This window comes from Microbacterium sp. B19(2022) (assembly GCF_012030385.1).
Classification (GTDB): domain Bacteria; phylum Actinomycetota; class Actinomycetes; order Actinomycetales; family Microbacteriaceae; genus Microbacterium; species Microbacterium oxydans_B.
Map to the genome: position 1 here is coordinate 128,031 of NZ_JAAUVO010000001.1, position 14,860 is coordinate 142,890.

Below are 14,860 nucleotides of genomic sequence, written 5' to 3' on the forward strand. Positions count from 1 at the left end.
ACTCGCGGCATCCGGCCGAACGAGGCGCATTTCACCGCGGGAAGCGCAGCGGACTTCAGCGGCGTCGCCGACCGAAGCGTCGGCGGCGCGGCTCCGGCGTGGGCGCGGCCGCGGGCCTCACCGCCCGACGCTCCGCCCAGGCCACCACCTCGGCATCGACATCCCTCGGTTCGGTCACGACGGGAGGGCCGCCTTGGAGCTGGCGACGCGCCTCGCGCACGCGCTTGTTGAAGTCGTCGAGCACGTCGCGCACGTCCGACTCGCGTCCGAGCAGATCGAGCTGATCGTTCAGCTCCCGATCCTCGGTGCGCAGCAGGATGGCGGGCGGGCCGAGCCCGGTGAGATTCTCGGTCTCGATCTTGCGACGGATCCACCAATCCGGATCGTGATGCGTGCCGAGTCCTTCCAGCGGCTTGCCGGCGCCGGGCAGGTCGTCGAAGTCGCCGCGGCGGATCGCCACCTGGATAGCCGTCTCGATGAAGGCGGTCCTGTCGACCGCGGCACCGGCCCCCGGCGGGACGCCCGACTCCTCGTCGTCGTCCGCCCTCTCGGCGTGCTGCTGCTTCGCGCGATAGCGCGCGGCCGCTTCTCGGGGATCCGTCATGATGCACCTCCGCCGCATCCGATTCCCTCCCACCCTACGACGGCTCTCGGGGCACGGACGGGCGAGGTCGGCGCCAGGTCATAGGCTCGGAGGATGACCGCGCGCCCCTCCCTCAACCGAGAGATCCTGCGCCTCGCGGTCCCCGCCCTCGGCGCACTGATCGCGGAGCCCGCGTTCCTGATCGTGGATGCCGCTCTGGTCGGACACCTCGGCACCACCCCGCTCGCCGGCCTCGGCATCGCGGGAGCCGTGCTGCAGACCATCGTCGGGCTCATGGTGTTCCTCGCCTACTCGACCACTCCGGCGGTCGCCCGCCGCTTCGGCGCCGGACAGCCGGGCGAGGCCGTGTCGGTCGGCATCAACGGAATGTGGCTCGCACTCGGACTCGGCGCCGTGCTCGCCGTCGTCGGCGCGGTCTCCTCACCGTGGCTCGTCTCGCTGTTCGGAGCCGGCGAGGAAGTCGCCGCCCAGGCCAACGAGTACCTGGTGATCTCGATGTGGGGCCTGCCGGCGATGCTCATCGTCTTCGCCGCGACCGGGCTGCTGCGCGGCATGCAGGACACGATGACGCCGCTCTGGATCGCGGGGCTCGGTTTCGGCGCGAACGCCCTGCTCAACTGGCTCTTCATCTACGGACTCGGATGGGGCATCGCGGGCTCGGCCGCCGGCACCGTGACCGCGCAGTGGGGCATGGTCGCCGCATACGCACTCGTCATCCGCCGCCTGGCGACCCGTCACAGCGCCTCGCTGCGCGCCCAGCGCGCCGGCATCCGGAGCACGGCGACGTCGGGCGGATGGCTGTTCCTGCGCACCGTGAGCCTGCGCGTCGCCCTGCTCGCGACCGTGGGCATCGCCACCGGCATCGGCACCGAAGAGCTGGCCGGGTGGCAGATCGTGTTCACGATCTTCTCCGCCGCGGCGTTCGCGCTCGATGCCCTCGCGATCGCCGCACAGGCGCTCATCGGCAAGGAGCTGGGCGCCGGAGACGAGCGGCAGGTCCACCGGGTACTGGCCCGCACCGTGGCCTGGGGCGCGTGGTTCGGTGTGATCGTCGGCGGCCTGATCGCCGCGCTGTCCGGCGTGCTCGGCATCGTCTTCACCGGCTCGGCGGAGATCGCCGCGCTCGTGCAGCCGGCGCTGCTCGTGCTCGCCGTCGCCCAGCCGATCGCGGGTGTCGTCTTCGTGCTCGACGGGGTGCTCATGGGCGCGAACGACGCCCGCTACCTCGCCATCGCCGGCGGCCTGAACCTGGTGCCGTTCCTGCCGGCGCTGTGGATCATCGCCGCGACCGGGGTCGGCGGCACCGCCGGACTCGTGTGGCTCGCGGTCGCCTTCTTCGGCGTCTATCTGCTCGCGCGTCTGGGCACTCTCGGCTGGCGCGTGCGATCCGGGCGCTGGCTCGCGGCGACCGTCTGACGCCGGGCGTCCGGCACTGCACCGATCCGCTCCATCACTGCTTCTCCCCACCCTCCGGAATCCGCGGAATACTACGCGCGGAAACCCTGGTGCACTCGACGATGATCGGGGGACACTGAAGGGATGCTGGGGATGACGGAACCACAGGTATGGACGCTGATCGGCGTGTTCGCCGCGGGGATGTTCGGCACGATCACGCTGATCTCGACGATGTTCCTGCGCACGATGCAGAACGAGTTCGAGAGCGTGCGAACCGAGGTCCGCAACGAGTTCGCCAGCGTGCGGACCGAGATGCGGAGCGAATTCGCGCATGTGCGTACGGAGATCAGCTCGGTCCACGGGCGCATCGATCATCTGGATCGCGACGTCAACGCGATCTACCGCCACCTCTTCGGCATCGACCGCGGCTGACCGCGCCGTTCATTGCCACCGAGAGCGCGAGCTCAAGCGATCTCGAGCTCCGAGATCACGATCTTCTTCATGTGCATCAGCGCCTGGATCTGCTCCGGCCGCTGCTGCAGAAGGTCGAGCCCGGCGGGGACCAGCTGCCAGCTGACGCCGAACCGGTCTTTGCACCAGCCGCATGCCTCCGCCTCCGGCACCGCGGAGAGCGCCTGCCAGTAGCGGTCGATCTCTTCCTGGTCGGCGCACTCGATCACGAAAGAGACGGCCTCGTTGAAGGTGAACTCCGGTCCCCCGTCGAGGCAGCCGAATCGCGTCCCGTTCAGAGTGAACTCCCCGTTGATGACCTTCCCGGTCATGCCCTCGAAGTGCTCGCTGAGATTCTCATCCGGATAGTAGGTCACGCTGTCGATCGACGAGTTCGGGAACACCGAGACGTAGTACTCCATCGCCTCCTGCGCCCTGTCGACGAACCAGAGGAACGGGCGGATTGGTGTGACGACTGCCATGTCGGCCTCCTTGATCGGCACTCACGCTACGCTCGCGGCCACGGCCTGTCGAGGGGCTCCTGCGGCGATCAGCCGGCGTATCTCCGGCACCACTCGTACATGATCACGGCGGCAGCGGCGCTGGCGTTGATCGAGCGCGTCGAGCCGTACTGGGTGATCTCGATGTGGGCGGATGCTGCGGCGAGCGCCTCGGCGGAGAGCCCCGGTCCCTCCTGTCCGAACAGGAGCACGCAGCGCTGCGGGAGATCGGCCCGATCCACGGGCACGGCGCCCTCGACGTTGTCGACCGCGATGATCGGGAGGCCCTCTGTCGCAGCCCAGGCCGCGAAGGTCTCGACGTCTTCGTGGTGCACGACGTGCTGGTAGCGATCGGTGACCATGGCCCCGCGCTTGTTCCAGCGCCGGCGACCGATGATGTGCACGGTGTCGGCGAGGAACGCGTTGGCGCTGCGCACGATCGATCCGATGTTCATGTCGTGCTGCCAGTTCTCGATGGCGACGTGGAACGGGTGCCGCTGGGTGTCGAGGTCGGCGACGATCGCCTCCATCCGCCAGTAGCGGTAGCGGTCGATCACGTTGCGGGTATCGCCTGCCGCGAGGAGTTCGGGGTCGTACTGCTCACCTGCAGGCCACGCCTCTTCTCCTCCGGGCCAGGGGCCCACTCCATAGCCGGGCTGGGCAGTCGAGCCGCCGTGCGTCGGGCCCGCCGGAGTGTCGGCGGTCGTGTGTTCCGAAGCGGCGTCGTCCATCCCGCCAGGCTATCGCCGCGACGAACCACTCAGATATTTAGGCTCACCGAAAAATACGCTAAGGTTTCGGTGTGCCTAAAAATTCCTCGCTCCCGATGACGACCCCGACCGCACCCCCGGCCAGGGCTCCGCGCAGTCTGTGGCTGCTCGGCCCGGCCCTCGTCGCCGGCGTCGCGTACCTCGACCCCGGCAATGTCGCCAGCAATATGACCGCGGGGGCCCAGTACGGCTACCTGCTGGTGTGGGTCGTGCTCGCGGGCAACATCATGGCGTGGCTGATCCAGTACCTCTCCGCGAAGCTGGGCGTCGTCACCGGACAGAGCCTGCCCGAGGTACTGGGCGCACGACTGAAGCGGCCATGGGCTCGCCGCGCGTACTGGCTGCAGGCCGAGCTCGTCGCCATGGCCACCGACCTGGCCGAGGTCATCGGCGGCGCGGTGGCCCTGAACCTGCTGTTCGACGTGCCGCTGCTGCTGGGCGGACTGATCACCGGCGCGGTCTCGATGATCCTCCTCACGGTGCAGTCCCGGCGCGGCGCGCGCCCGTTCGAGTTCGTCATCATCGGACTCATGGCCATCATCACGATCGGCTTCGTCGCCGGCGTCTTCGTCGCTCCGCCGGACCCGGCCGGGGTGCTCGGCGGAATGGTTCCGCGTTTCGAAGACACCGGCTCGGTCCTGCTGGCCGCATCCATCCTCGGCGCGACGATCATGCCGCACGCGATCTACGCGCACTCCTCCCTCGCCCGCGACCGTTTCGGCGCCACGACCACCCACGCCGGCGACGAGGCGGTGCGTACCGAGACCTCGCGCATCCGCCGCCTGCTCACCGCCACCCGCTGGGACGTGTCGATCGCGATGGTGATCGCCGGCTCCGTGAACCTCTGCATCCTGCTGCTCGCCGCCGCGAACCTCGCCGGGGTCGAGGGCACCGACTCTCTGGAGGGCGCGCACGCCGCTCTCGCCGCGGGGCTCGGGCCCGTCGTCGCAACGTTCTTCGCCGTCGGACTCCTCGCGTCCGGACTGGCCTCGACCTCGGTGGGCGCCTACGCGGGAGCCGAGATCATGCACGGCCTGCTGCACGTGCGTATCCCGCTGCTCGCCCGTCGCCTGGTCACGCTGATCCCCGCGCTCATCATCCTCGGCATCGGCTTCGATCCGACACTCGCCCTGGTGCTCAGCCAAGTGGTGCTCTCGTTCGGCATCCCCTTCGCCCTGATCCCGCTGGTCGTGCTCACCGCGCAGCGACGCACTCTCGGGGCCTGGGTCAACCGGCGCTGGACGACGGCCGCCGGAATCATCGCCTCGGTGCTGCTGATCGCCCTCAACGGAGCGCTGCTCTGGCTCGTCCTGACGGGGGCCTGACCCCGGATAGGCTCGACAGCATGTCTGCCGAGAACGCCCGCCGCAACGTCCGCATCCTCACCTGGATCGGCCTCGCGACGGGCGTGATCGGCGGCCTGCTGATCGCGTTCCCGAAGGTCATCGGCCCCGGCAGCCCGTGGGTGCAGCTGGCTCTCGGCGTCGCCACTCTCGTCCTGGCGTTCCGCGCACGCAAGATCGGCATCGCCGAGATCGAGGGGTTCGACGGCCGGCTCTCGTTGGCCGCCGCCCTCCTCGGCTTCCTCGTCCTGTTCTTCGCGGGTCAGGCCGCGTACAGCCTCCTGGTCGCCGCGACGAACTGACCTAAGCTGGTCCGGTGGCATCCCCTGCAGCTGACGACTATCTGAAGACCGTCTACGCGCACACCGAGTGGCAGGATGCCCCCATCACTCCCTCGGTGCTCGCCGCGAAGCTCGGCATCGCCCCCTCGTCGGTCACCGAGATGGTGAAGAAGCTCGCCGCCGCGGGTCTCGTCTCGCACGTGCCCTACGGTGCGGTGCGGCTGACGGATGCCGGGACCGTGCGCGCCCTTGCGATGGTGCGCCGGCACCGCCTGATCGAGACCTGGCTGGTGCAGGAGTTCGACTACGGCTGGGACGAGGTGCACGACGAGGCCGAGGTGCTCGAGCACACGATCAGCGACCGACTGCTGGAGGGTATCGACGCGCGCCTCGGCCGCCCGCGCTTCGACCCGCACGGCGATGCGATCCCCGACGCCGACGGTCACATCGAGCGTGAGCCGTTCGTGCTGCTCGCCGACGCGCCGGCCGGGCACGCGGGCCGAGTGCTGCGCGTCGACGACCGCGACCCTGAACTGCTGCGAGCTCTCGAGGCACTGGGCCTGGCGGTCGCATCGACGGTCGCGGTGACGGCATCCGGAGTGGAGATCGACGGCGCGCAGACGGCACTGCCCGACGGCGCGGCGCAGGTGGTCTGGCTCAGCGCCTGACCGCTCCGCAACACGGTCAGGTGCACGTCGCCTGTGGCCTCTAGGCTGTGCACATGGCACAACGTGACGACATCGAATGCTGGCTCACCGACATGGACGGCGTGCTCGTCCATGAGAACGACGCCATCCCCGGAGCATCCGAACTGCTCGCCGGTTGGGAGAGCGCGGGCATCCCGTACCTGGTGCTGACGAACAACTCGATCTTCACCGCTCGCGACCTGTCGGCTCGCCTGCGCACCAGCGGACTGCACGTGCCCGAGGAGCGCATCTGGACCTCGGCCCTCGCGACCGCCGACTTCCTGAAGCAGCAGCTCCCCGGGGGCTCTGCCTTCGTGATCGGCGAGGCCGGCATCCTCACCGCACTGCACGATGCGGGTTTCATCATGACCGAGACCAACCCCGATTTCGTGGTCGTCGGGGAGACGCGCAACTACTCGTTCGAGGCGATCACGAAGGCCATCCGCCTCATCATCGGCGGCGCGCGCTTCATCGTGACGAACCCGGATGCCACGGGCCCGAGCGCCGACGGACCGCTGCCCGCGACGGGCGCCATCGCCGCGCTCATCACGAAGGCCACCGGCAAGGAGCCGTACGTGGTCGGCAAGCCGAACCCGATGATGTTCCGCTCGGCCCTGAACAAGATCGGCGCGCACTCGAAGCGCACCGGCATGATCGGCGACCGCATGGACACCGACGTCGTCGCCGGCATCGAGGCGGGTCTGCACACGATCCTGGTGCTCACCGGCATCAGCGACCAGGCCGAGATCGAGAAGTACCCGTTCCGCCCGGATGAGATCGTGCAGTCGGTTGCCGACCTGCTCCCGCGGATCACCGAGACGATCACGACGGTCAAGATCAAGAAGTAGCCGATGGGCGCACTCGACGAGGGCGAACGACTCCGGGCGGCGGACGCCGCGGCCTGGCGCGCCTGGCTCGAGGCGAACCACGAGCGCGCGGCGGGCGTCTGGTTGCTGAGCGTGCGCGGATCGTCGGAGGGCGTCGGCTACGAGGATGCCGTGCGGCAGGCGCTGTGCTTCGGGTGGATCGACGGCCCGGTGCGCGTCTTCGATGAGGGAACCGACGACCGCGCCAACGGACAGTGGTTCTCTCCGCGCCGCCCCGGCAGCGGGTGGGCCGCGACGAACAAGGCGCGGATCGCGGAGCTCGAGGCGGAGGAGATGCTCGCGCCGGCCGGCATCCGCGTGCTCGAGGTCGCGAAGGCGAACGGCTCGTGGACCCTGCTCGACGGCCCGGAGGCCGGGATCGAACCGGAGGAGTTCGCCGCCGCGCTCGATGCGGTTCCCGCCGCGCGGGAGAACTGGGACGCCTTCCCGAAGTCGGTCAAGAAGTTCGGGCTCACACACATCGCGATGGCCAAGCGCCCCGAGACCCGGGCGGCCCGCATCGCGAAGATCGTGGCGGATGCCGCGGAGGGGAAACGCCCATGAATCAGAGCGACGTGCTGTTCCTGGTGGTCTTCCTGATCCTGCTCAGTTCGCTGACGGTGTTCGTCGTGCAGTTCGCGCGGTCCCGCCGCGGACGCGGTGGCTCGGACGACGGCCGCGCCGGCTGGTGGGAAGGGCCCTGGGACGACGACGACAAGTCCCGCTGACCCCGGAGCCTGCCACCTGGTCAGGACGCCAGCGAGGCCCCCGGGATCGCGGCGAGCAACTCGCGCGTGTACGGATGCTGCGGGGCGTCGAAGATGCGCTCGGGGGTGCCGCTCTCGACCACGACACCGCGCTGCATGACATGCACCTCGTCGGAGATCATCCGCACCACGGCGAGGTCGTGACTGATGAACAGGTAGCTCAGGCCCAGGCGCTTCTGCAGGTCGGCGAGCAGGTCGAGGATCTGCGCCTGCACCAGCACGTCGAGCGCCGACACGGCCTCGTCGAGCACCACGAGTTCGGGTTCGAGCGCGAGCGCACGGGCGATCGCCACGCGCTGGCGCTGCCCGCCCGACAGCTCGTGCGGCAGGCGCTCGGCCATCGCGGCGGGCAGGGCGACCTGCTCCAGCAGCTCGAGCACGCGGGCGTGACGGGTGGCCGCGGTGCCGATGCGGTGCACGCGCAGCGGCTCGGCGATCGACTGCTCGACCGTGTAACGGGGGTCGAGCGAGGCGTAGGGGTTCTGGAACACCGGCTGCACGCGGCGGCGCAGCGCGAACAGCTCTTTGCGGCGGAGCGTGGTCAGGTCTGTCCCGTCGAACAGGATCGATCCCGACGTCGCGTCCTCGAGGCCGAGCACCATGTTCGCGGTGGTCGACTTGCCCGAGCCGGACTCGCCCACGATCGAGACGGTCGTGCCGCGACGGATCTCGAAGCTCACCCCGTCGACCGCGGTGAACGTCTCGGGCTCGCCCGCCTTGGGGGAACGGAGGGCGAACTCCTTGCGGAGGTCGCGGATCTCGACGAACGGCGTCCCGGTAGCGGCCTCGCGCTGCGGCAGGGCTTCGCGGCGGGAGGCGAGGCTCGGCGCCGCGGCGAGCAGCTGCTTCGTGTACTCGTGCTGCGGGTTGCCGAGCACCTCGGCCGATGTGCCCTCCTCCACGATGTGACCGCGGAACATCACGACGATGCGGTCGGCGCGCTCGGCAGCGAGGGCGAGGTCGTGCGTGATGAGGAACACGGCGGTGCCGAAGTCATCGGTGAGCGCATCGAGTTGGTCCAGGATGCGCCGCTGCACGGTCACGTCGAGGGCCGAGGTGGGCTCGTCGGCGATGAGCAGGCGCGGCTTGCAGGCGAGACCCATCGCGATCAGCACGCGCTGGCGCATGCCGCCGGAGAACTCGTGCGGGTACTGGTGCGCCCGCTGCGCGGCATCCGCGATCCCCACCATCTCGAGCAGCTCGACGACCCGCGCCTTCGTGGCATCGCCGTGGGTGTGGCCGTGCACCTCGAGCGCCTCGCCGATCTGCTCGCCCACGCGCATGAGTGGATTGAGGTTCGACATCGGGTCCTGCGGCACGAGCCCGATGCCGGCACCGCGCAGGGAGACCATCGCGTTCTCGGGCAGATCGGTCAGCTCGCGCCCGTCGAAGCGGATGCTGCCGGCGGTGATCACACCGTTCTCGGGCAGCAGACGGTTGACCGCGGCGGCGGTGGTCGACTTGCCCGACCCGGACTCCCCCACGATCGCGACGGTCTCACCGGCGGCGACGTCGATGCTGATGTCGCTGATGGCGGTGACCAGTTCGGAACCGGTTCGGAAGGCGACGGCGAGGCCGCTGATGCTCAGCACGGGCTCGGTGGTGCTCATGGTGTTCTCGTTCCTTCGTTGTCGTCCAGGTCGTTGCCGCCCAGAAGTGCGGGGAGCGCCGTGCGCCACAGCGCCTCGGTCGACGCGGGTTCGGGGGCGAAGAGGCGGTTGCTCAGCAGGACCGCGGCGGTGCCGGTGCCCGGCGCGAACCCCAGCACGCAGCCCGTGAAGCCCGGGTGCCAGAGCATCCGGGTCGGTCGGCCGCCGACCGCGACCGTGTCGCTGCGCCAGCCCAGCGCCTGCCCGGCATCGGGTCCGTCGCGGAACAGCTCGGCCACGGCATCCGGATGCCACAGCTCGGGGTGCCGCTCGGGAGCGGCGAGTGCGGCGCCGAGGGTGAGCAGGTCGTCGGCGGTGCTGAAGAGCCCGGCGTGGCCGGAGACGCCACCGGCGGCGTGGAAGCTGTTGCCGTCGTTCACGCGGCCCGTGATCTCGTCTTCGCGCCAGGCGAATGTGCGGTCGGCGGTGAGGATCGGGTACGGCTCACCGGTCGCGACCATGCGGCGTTCGGCGGCGTCACCGACCGACGACGAGGCGACCGGCGCCGCGAACGGGCCGTATCCGGTACGGCTGAGCCCGAGGGGTGCGGTCACGAGCTCGCGGACGGCGGCATCCAGAGGCAGCCCGGCGATGGCGGCGATGATGCGGCCGAGCAGGAGGAATCCCAGGTCCGAGTAGTGACGGCCCTCGTCGAGGCCGTAGCGGAGCGGGATCGCGTCGGCCGCGGCCGCGGGGTCGCCGGCGTGCGCGTGATCGAGGTAGAGCGGCTGCCACTCCCACAGACCCGCGCGATGCTGGAGCAGGTGGCGCACGGTCGTTCCCGGCGCACAGGACGCGCCGGGGACGAAGCGGTCGACGCGGTCGTCGAAGCCCAGCTCACCACGGCTCACGAGGCGCAGGATAGCGGTGGTGGTGGCGGCGACCTTCGACACCGAGGCGATGTCGAAGGCGGTCTCGGCGGTCATCGGCGTTCCGGCCAGGTCGGCCAGGCCGCCCGCGGCGACATCGCGCCCGGCATCGGTGACGACACCCGCGACGGCGCCCCGCGGGGCGGAGTCCGTGGCGAGGACGGCGGCGACCGCTGCGGCGGCACTCATGTCCACTCCCTGCGCATGCGCTGTTCGGACTCACCGAACTCCGGCTGGGTGCGGGTGGCTCCGTCGGGGTGCCATCCTTTGGCCTCGTAGAACCCGATCGACGGCAGGTTCGCCGCGAACACCCACAGCGTCGCGGCCTCGGCCCCGGCATCCTGCAACTCCGCGGATGCCTGCGCCAGCAGCGCTCCGCCGATCCCGCCCCCGTGAGCACGAGGCGAGACGTACAGAGAGTGCACGGCGCCGTCGATCCGGCCAGCGTCGCCGGGGCTCGCGGCGTACCGGGTGATGCCGACGACCCCGCCGTCGCGCTCCGCAACGAGCACGACGCCCACCGGATCCGCGAGCACCCGACGCCACAGCGCCTCGGCACGCTCATCCGTCATCGCGTCGATCGCCGCGTCGGGGAGCAGACCCCGGTAGCTCTCCCGCCAGCACGCGAGGAACACCTCGAGCACCCCGGACAGGTCGTCCGGGGTGGCGGGGCGCACCTGCAGGCTCACGATGCCGAGGCCTCCGTGAGCGCGAGGGAGTCGATGGATGCGACGGGCTCGGGCATCTGCAGCGGGCCGACGCCCGGGGTGATGGTGCCGAGGATGCGCGGCTCGCGCGCACCGGTGCCGCCGGGGACGATCGCGGGAACGCCGTGCATCGTGGACCAGCCGATGAGCGCGAGGAGGATCGCCTCCTTGCTGTCGGCCGCGGCACCCAGCTCGTCGGCGAGCACGACCTCGGTCGCCGGCAGAGCGGCGCGCAGTCCGTCGAGGATCAGCGGATTGCGGCACCCACCACCCGAAACCGCCAGGAACCCGATGCCGGCGGCCTCCACGTCGCGTGCGACCGTGCGGACCGTCAACTCCGTCAGGGTGCGCACCACATCGGCGACCGCGATCTCCCGCCCCTGTGCGGCGAGGTGCTCGTGCACATAGCCGAGGTGGAAGTGCTCCTTGCCGGTGCTCTTGGGCGGGGTGAGGGCGTAGTACGGGTCCTCGAGCAGAGCGGCCAGCAGCGCCTCGTCGACCTGTCCGGTGCGGGCGATCGCGGCGTCGTCGTCGTAGCCGAGCGGGTTGAGGCCGTGCTCGACGATGACCGCGTCGACCAGGGCGTTCGCCGGGCCGATGTCGTACGCGACGAGGCCGTCCTGGCGCACCACCGTCATGTTCGAGATGCCGCCCAGGTTGAGGGCCGCCGAGATGCCGGCGCGCGAGCGCAGCAGCAGCTCGTCGAGGAACGACACCAGCGGGGCGCCGTGACCGCCGACCGTGATGTCGCGGATGCGGATGTCGGAGACCACCGGGGCGCCGACCTTCTCGGCGATCCAGGCCGGCTGCCCGATCTGCAGGGTGCCCAGCGCGTGCGCGCCGTCGACCCAGTGGTAGACGGTCTGTCCATGCGAGCACACCGCGTCGACGCCGCCGACCTCGGCCGCGATGTCGGCCGCGACATCGGCGAACGCCTGCCCGATGAGGGTGTCGAGCTCCGCCACCTCGGCGAGGGTCGTCTGGGCGGGCGGCAGGGCAGCGATCAGCCGGGCCCGCAGCTCGGGGGCGTAGGGCACGCTCGTCGCCGCGAGCACCGTGCCGTGCAGATCCACACCGTGCGCAGTGAAGCCGCCGCTGGTCGTGAAGTCGACGACGGCGGCATCGATCCCGTCGTGCGAGGTGCCGGAGATCAGTCCGAGGACGCGCATCAGTTCTCCTCCAGTGCGGTGCGCAGCCGTCCGTCGGCGGCGCCCAGTCGTGCGGTGGCCGCGGCGAGGTCCTCGCCGCGGCGGATCATGATCGACGCGAGCTTCACGTCGTAGGCGGCGGTCTCCAGCGCAGCCACCGCCGTGTCGCGGTCGGCATCCGCGATGGTCTGCACCATCCGGATGGCCCGCTCGCGCAGCTTGTGGTTCGTGGCCTTCACATCCACCATCAGGTTGCCGTAGGCCTTGCCGTTGCGCACCATCGAGATGGTCGAGAACATGTTGAGCACGAGCTTCTGCGCGGTACCCGACTTGAGTCGCGTCGAACCGGAGAGCACCTCGGGTCCGACCTCGACCTCGATGCCGTGCTCCGCCGCCGCGCTGAGCGCGGTCCCGACGTTGCACGACAGGCCGATGCTGAGCGCCCCGAGCTCGCGCGCCCGACGGACGGCCGCGATCACATACGGCGTGCGTCCGCTCGAGGCGATGCCGATCACGGTGTCGAGCGGGCCGATGCCGGCGGCGTCGATGGCCGCAGCGCCCGCCTCCGCGTCGTCTTCCGCACCCTCGACGGGGTTCACGATCGCGCCCGGCCCACCGGCCATGATCGCGAACACCAGCTCCGGCGGTGTGCTGAAGGTGGGCGGGCACTCCGAGGCGTCGAGCACGCCGATGCGGCCGGGGGTTCCGGCGCCGACGTAGACCAGGCGACCGCCCTGCGCCATGCGTGCGGCCGTGGCCTCGATCGCCGGGACGATCTGTCCGAGGGCGCGCTGCACGGCGGCCGGCACCGTGGCATCCGCCTCGTTCATGGTCTGCGCGAGTTCCGCCACGCTCATCAGGTCGAGCTCCGCGTAGCGGGGATCGCTGGCCTCCGTGGCGAGTCCGCCGAGGTCCTCCATGGTCATCGCTTTCCTCTGTTCCGGGGGTCGAGACTGTCGCGCAGGCCGTCGCCGAGCAGGTTCAGCCCGACCACGAGCAGCACCACGATGACTCCGGGCGCGATCATGGTCCACGGGGCGATGGTGACGAGCGTGCGCGCCTCGAAGATCATCGAACCGAGCGAGGGCGCAGGCGGCGGGGTGCCGAGTCCGAGGAAGCTCAGCGAGGCCTCGGTGAGCACGGCCCACGACAGCGAGAGCGTGACCTGCACGATGATGATCGACGTGATGTTCGGCAGCACGTGCCGGAACATCGTCGCCATGCGGCTCTGCCCCGTGCTCTTGGCGGCCTTGACGTACTCGACCTCGCGCAGCGACAGCACGGGGCCGCGGGTGACGCGGATGAAGATCGGCACGTAGACGATCGCGATGGCCACGGCGATGGTGAACCAGTTGCGCTCGAACACCGATGCCAGCGACAGCGCGAGCAGCAGCGGCGGGAAGGCGAACAGCACGTTGGTGACGGCGGTGATCGCGCCGTCGGAGAAACCGCGGTAGAACCCGGCGATGAGTCCGCACACAGTGCCGACCACGGTGGCGAAGGCGACCGCGACGACCGAGATCAGCGCCGAGTTCGCGACGCCCGCAGCGACGCGGGAGAACACGTCGCGACCGAACTGGTCCGTCCCGAACCAGTGCACGGCCGACGGCGGCTGCAGGCGCGAGGGCGGATCCTGGGCGAGCGGGTCGAAGGGCAGCAGCCCGAACGCCGAGACGAGGCTGAGCACCGCGAGCAGCACGACGATGATGAGGCCGGTGAGCCCGCTCCGGCTGCGCAGCAGGAGGCGCACGCGCTCCCCGGTGCGCCCACCGCCGGGGGCGAGTGCTGAGGTCTGAGAGATGTCGGTCATGCGGCACGCACCCGAGGATCGATGACCCGGTAGAGCAGGTCGGTGAGCAGGTTGACGATGACGAAGGCGAGCGCGATCACGAGGACGGTGCTCTGCACGAGCGCGTACTCCTTCTGCTGGATGCCGAGCAGCACCTGTCGTCCGATGCCGGGGAGCGAGAAGATCTGCTCCACCACCACGGCGCCGCCGAGGAGGTAGCCGAACTGCAGGCCGGTCATCGTGACGATGGGGACGAGCGCATTGCCGAGCACGTGGCGCACCTGTAGGCGGCGCGGCGGGACGCCCTTCGCCTTCGCGGTGCGGATGAAGTCGTTGGCGCGGATCTCGAGCACCGCGGTGCGGGTCGTGCGCATGATCGGCGCGGCGATGCCGAAGCCCAGCACGATCGACGGCAGCAGCATCTGCTGGAGGTTGAGCAGCGGGTCCTCGAAGAGCGTGGCGTAGGCCTGGCCGTTGGGGTTGAAGCCGAACGACGAGGCGAGCACCGCCAGCAGTGCGGTGCCGAGCAGGAACGCGGGGATCGAGAGTCCGGCGAGACCGACCACCTGGCCGAAGCCGTCGCGGACCGAGTCGGGCTTCGACGCCGAGAGCATGCCGAGCGGGATGCCGATGGCGAGGGCGATCACGATCGAGAAGATCGCGAGCTCGAACGTGACGGGGAGGGCGGCGGCGGTGAGCTCGAGGACGCTGGTCTGCGCCCGGGACGAGAAGCCGAGGTTGCCGGTGAAGATGTTGCCGAGCCACGAGAAGAACTGCACGAAGAGCGGCTGGTCCAGGCCGTAGTAGGCCTCGAGGGCCGCGCGCTGCGAAGGCGTGAGGGCGGCTGCCTCGGTGCCGAGGCCGGAACTGATCTGGTCGCCGGGGATGGCGCGCAGCATCAGGAAGACGAAGATGGCGACGCCGAGGAGCGTGCCGAGGGCTGCGAGGATGCGTCGCAGCACGCTGTTGCGGAGGAGCTGTCTGAACATGCGCGTGTGGGGGTGCCTGTCGTCGGGGAGGGAGGGGGCGCGGGCCT

Annotated in this window: 18 protein-coding genes; 8 read left to right on the top strand and 10 right to left on the bottom strand. The window is 70.3% G+C overall.

What is annotated here, in order from left to right; genetic code table 11:
* Window positions 1-55: 55 nt before the first annotated feature.
* Window positions 56-604, bottom strand: a complete 549-nt coding sequence (locus HCX50_RS00640) for a J-domain-containing protein (protein ID WP_237682262.1) — start codon at window positions 602-604, stop codon at window positions 56-58.
* Between the two features lie 93 nt (window positions 605-697).
* Between HCX50_RS00640 and HCX50_RS00645 the strand changes: the two genes are divergently transcribed.
* The gene (locus HCX50_RS00645; RefSeq protein ID WP_167632658.1) at window positions 698-2,020 is read left to right on the top strand and encodes an MATE family efflux transporter; all 1,323 of its coding nucleotides are present in this window, start codon (window positions 698-700) and stop codon (window positions 2,018-2,020) included.
* A gap of 132 nt (window positions 2,021-2,152) precedes the next feature.
* Entirely contained in the window at window positions 2,153-2,431 is a 279-nt protein-coding gene (locus tag HCX50_RS00650) for a hypothetical protein (RefSeq protein ID WP_029261253.1), read from the top strand.
* A gap of 32 nt (window positions 2,432-2,463) precedes the next feature.
* On the opposite strand, the gene HCX50_RS00655 is transcribed toward HCX50_RS00650, so the two are convergent.
* Both HCX50_RS00655 and HCX50_RS00660 read right to left on the bottom strand, forming a co-directional pair.
* Window positions 2,464-2,931 carry a VOC family protein gene (locus HCX50_RS00655; protein ID WP_167632659.1) on the bottom strand — a complete coding sequence of 156 codons (468 nt, stop codon included), beginning with the start codon at window positions 2,929-2,931 and terminating at the stop codon, window positions 2,464-2,466.
* Between the two features lie 68 nt (window positions 2,932-2,999).
* The gene (locus HCX50_RS00660; protein WP_205828683.1) at window positions 3,000-3,680 is read right to left on the bottom strand and encodes a TrmH family RNA methyltransferase; all 681 of its coding nucleotides are present in this window, start codon (window positions 3,678-3,680) and stop codon (window positions 3,000-3,002) included.
* A 95-nt stretch (window positions 3,681-3,775) separates the two neighbouring features.
* On the opposite strand from HCX50_RS00660, the gene HCX50_RS00665 reads away from it, so the two are divergent.
* Genes HCX50_RS00665 through HCX50_RS00690 form a run of 6 tightly spaced genes read left to right on the top strand, consistent with a single transcriptional unit; the run spans window position 3,776 to window position 7,623 of the window.
* Window positions 3,776-5,044, top strand: a complete 1,269-nt coding sequence (locus HCX50_RS00665; RefSeq protein ID WP_167632777.1) for an Nramp family divalent metal transporter — start codon at window positions 3,776-3,778, stop codon at window positions 5,042-5,044.
* A 20-nt stretch (window positions 5,045-5,064) separates the two neighbouring features.
* On the top strand, window positions 5,065-5,364 hold the full coding sequence (locus tag HCX50_RS00670) for a hypothetical protein (protein WP_167632660.1): 300 nt from the start codon (window positions 5,065-5,067) through the stop codon (window positions 5,362-5,364).
* Window positions 5,365-5,378: 14 nt separating this feature from the next.
* Window positions 5,379-6,011, top strand: coding sequence for an iron dependent repressor, metal binding and dimerization domain protein (locus HCX50_RS00675; protein ID WP_167632661.1), 633 nt, complete (start codon window positions 5,379-5,381; stop codon window positions 6,009-6,011).
* Window positions 6,012-6,064: 53 nt separating this feature from the next.
* Entirely contained in the window at window positions 6,065-6,877 is an 813-nt protein-coding gene (locus HCX50_RS00680) for an HAD-IIA family hydrolase (protein ID WP_029261258.1), read from the top strand.
* A gap of 3 nt (window positions 6,878-6,880) precedes the next feature.
* A complete protein-coding gene (locus HCX50_RS00685) occupies window positions 6,881-7,459 on the top strand; it encodes a YdeI/OmpD-associated family protein (RefSeq protein WP_167632662.1) in 579 nt (192 codons plus the stop codon).
* Window positions 7,456-7,623, top strand: coding sequence for a hypothetical protein (locus tag HCX50_RS00690; protein ID WP_167632663.1), 168 nt, complete (start codon window positions 7,456-7,458; stop codon window positions 7,621-7,623). The genes HCX50_RS00685 and HCX50_RS00690 overlap by 4 nt, the downstream gene beginning before the upstream one ends.
* A 20-nt stretch (window positions 7,624-7,643) precedes the next feature.
* On the opposite strand, the gene HCX50_RS00695 is transcribed toward HCX50_RS00690, so the two are convergent.
* Genes HCX50_RS00695 through HCX50_RS00725 form a run of 7 tightly spaced genes read right to left on the bottom strand, consistent with a single transcriptional unit; the run spans window position 7,644 to window position 14,813 of the window.
* Window positions 7,644-9,272, bottom strand: coding sequence for an ABC transporter ATP-binding protein (locus HCX50_RS00695; RefSeq protein WP_167632664.1), 1,629 nt, complete (start codon window positions 9,270-9,272; stop codon window positions 7,644-7,646).
* Entirely contained in the window at window positions 9,269-10,369 is a 1,101-nt protein-coding gene (locus tag HCX50_RS00700; protein ID WP_167632665.1) for a serine hydrolase domain-containing protein, read from the bottom strand. The genes HCX50_RS00695 and HCX50_RS00700 overlap by 4 nt, the downstream gene beginning before the upstream one ends.
* A complete protein-coding gene (locus HCX50_RS00705; protein ID WP_167632666.1) occupies window positions 10,366-10,869 on the bottom strand; it encodes a GNAT family N-acetyltransferase in 504 nt (167 codons plus the stop codon). Before HCX50_RS00705 ends, HCX50_RS00700 begins: the two co-directional genes overlap by 4 nt.
* Entirely contained in the window at window positions 10,866-12,056 is a 1,191-nt protein-coding gene (locus HCX50_RS00710; protein ID WP_167632667.1) for an anhydro-N-acetylmuramic acid kinase, read from the bottom strand. Before HCX50_RS00710 ends, HCX50_RS00705 begins: the two co-directional genes overlap by 4 nt.
* Window positions 12,056-12,961: an N-acetylmuramic acid 6-phosphate etherase gene (murQ, locus tag HCX50_RS00715; RefSeq protein ID WP_091031739.1), complete on the bottom strand. Its 906-nt coding sequence runs from the start codon at window positions 12,959-12,961 to the stop codon at window positions 12,056-12,058. The genes HCX50_RS00710 and murQ overlap by 1 nt, the downstream gene beginning before the upstream one ends.
* Window positions 12,958-13,845 (bottom strand): ABC transporter permease, encoded by an 888-nt coding sequence (locus HCX50_RS00720; protein ID WP_091031742.1) that lies wholly within the window; start codon window positions 13,843-13,845, stop codon window positions 12,958-12,960. Before HCX50_RS00720 ends, murQ begins: the two co-directional genes overlap by 4 nt.
* Entirely contained in the window at window positions 13,842-14,813 is a 972-nt protein-coding gene (locus tag HCX50_RS00725; RefSeq protein ID WP_091031746.1) for an ABC transporter permease, read from the bottom strand. The genes HCX50_RS00720 and HCX50_RS00725 overlap by 4 nt, the downstream gene beginning before the upstream one ends.
* Window positions 14,814-14,860: the final 47 nt, after the last annotated feature.

What these genes read in the sequence shown, in the direction of transcription:
- HCX50_RS00640 (WP_237682262.1), bottom strand. Translation starts at nt 604, where the DNA reads ATGACGGATCCCCGAGAAGCGGCCGCGCGCTATCGCGCGAAGCAGCAG.
- HCX50_RS00645 (WP_167632658.1), top strand. Translation starts at nt 698, where the DNA reads ATGACCGCGCGCCCCTCCCTCAACCGAGAGATCCTGCGCCTCGCGGTC.
- HCX50_RS00650 (WP_029261253.1), top strand. Translation starts at nt 2,153, where the DNA reads ATGACGGAACCACAGGTATGGACGCTGATCGGCGTGTTCGCCGCGGGG.
- HCX50_RS00655 (WP_167632659.1), bottom strand. Translation starts at nt 2,931, where the DNA reads ATGGCAGTCGTCACACCAATCCGCCCGTTCCTCTGGTTCGTCGACAGG.
- HCX50_RS00660 (WP_205828683.1), bottom strand. Translation starts at nt 3,680, where the DNA reads ATGGACGACGCCGCTTCGGAACACACGACCGCCGACACTCCGGCGGGC.
- HCX50_RS00665 (WP_167632777.1), top strand. Translation starts at nt 3,776, where the DNA reads ATGACGACCCCGACCGCACCCCCGGCCAGGGCTCCGCGCAGTCTGTGG.
- HCX50_RS00670 (WP_167632660.1), top strand. Translation starts at nt 5,065, where the DNA reads ATGTCTGCCGAGAACGCCCGCCGCAACGTCCGCATCCTCACCTGGATC.
- HCX50_RS00680 (WP_029261258.1), top strand. Translation starts at nt 6,065, where the DNA reads ATGGCACAACGTGACGACATCGAATGCTGGCTCACCGACATGGACGGC.
- HCX50_RS00685 (WP_167632662.1), top strand. Translation starts at nt 6,881, where the DNA reads ATGGGCGCACTCGACGAGGGCGAACGACTCCGGGCGGCGGACGCCGCG.
- HCX50_RS00690 (WP_167632663.1), top strand. Translation starts at nt 7,456, where the DNA reads ATGAATCAGAGCGACGTGCTGTTCCTGGTGGTCTTCCTGATCCTGCTC.
- HCX50_RS00695 (WP_167632664.1), bottom strand. Translation starts at nt 9,272, where the DNA reads ATGAGCACCACCGAGCCCGTGCTGAGCATCAGCGGCCTCGCCGTCGCC.
- HCX50_RS00700 (WP_167632665.1), bottom strand. Translation starts at nt 10,369, where the DNA reads ATGAGTGCCGCCGCAGCGGTCGCCGCCGTCCTCGCCACGGACTCCGCC.
- HCX50_RS00710 (WP_167632667.1), bottom strand. Translation starts at nt 12,056, where the DNA reads ATGCGCGTCCTCGGACTGATCTCCGGCACCTCGCACGACGGGATCGAT.
- murQ (WP_091031739.1), bottom strand. Translation starts at nt 12,961, where the DNA reads ATGACCATGGAGGACCTCGGCGGACTCGCCACGGAGGCCAGCGATCCC.
- HCX50_RS00720 (WP_091031742.1), bottom strand. Translation starts at nt 13,845, where the DNA reads ATGACCGACATCTCTCAGACCTCAGCACTCGCCCCCGGCGGTGGGCGC.
- HCX50_RS00725 (WP_091031746.1), bottom strand. Translation starts at nt 14,813, where the DNA reads ATGTTCAGACAGCTCCTCCGCAACAGCGTGCTGCGACGCATCCTCGCA.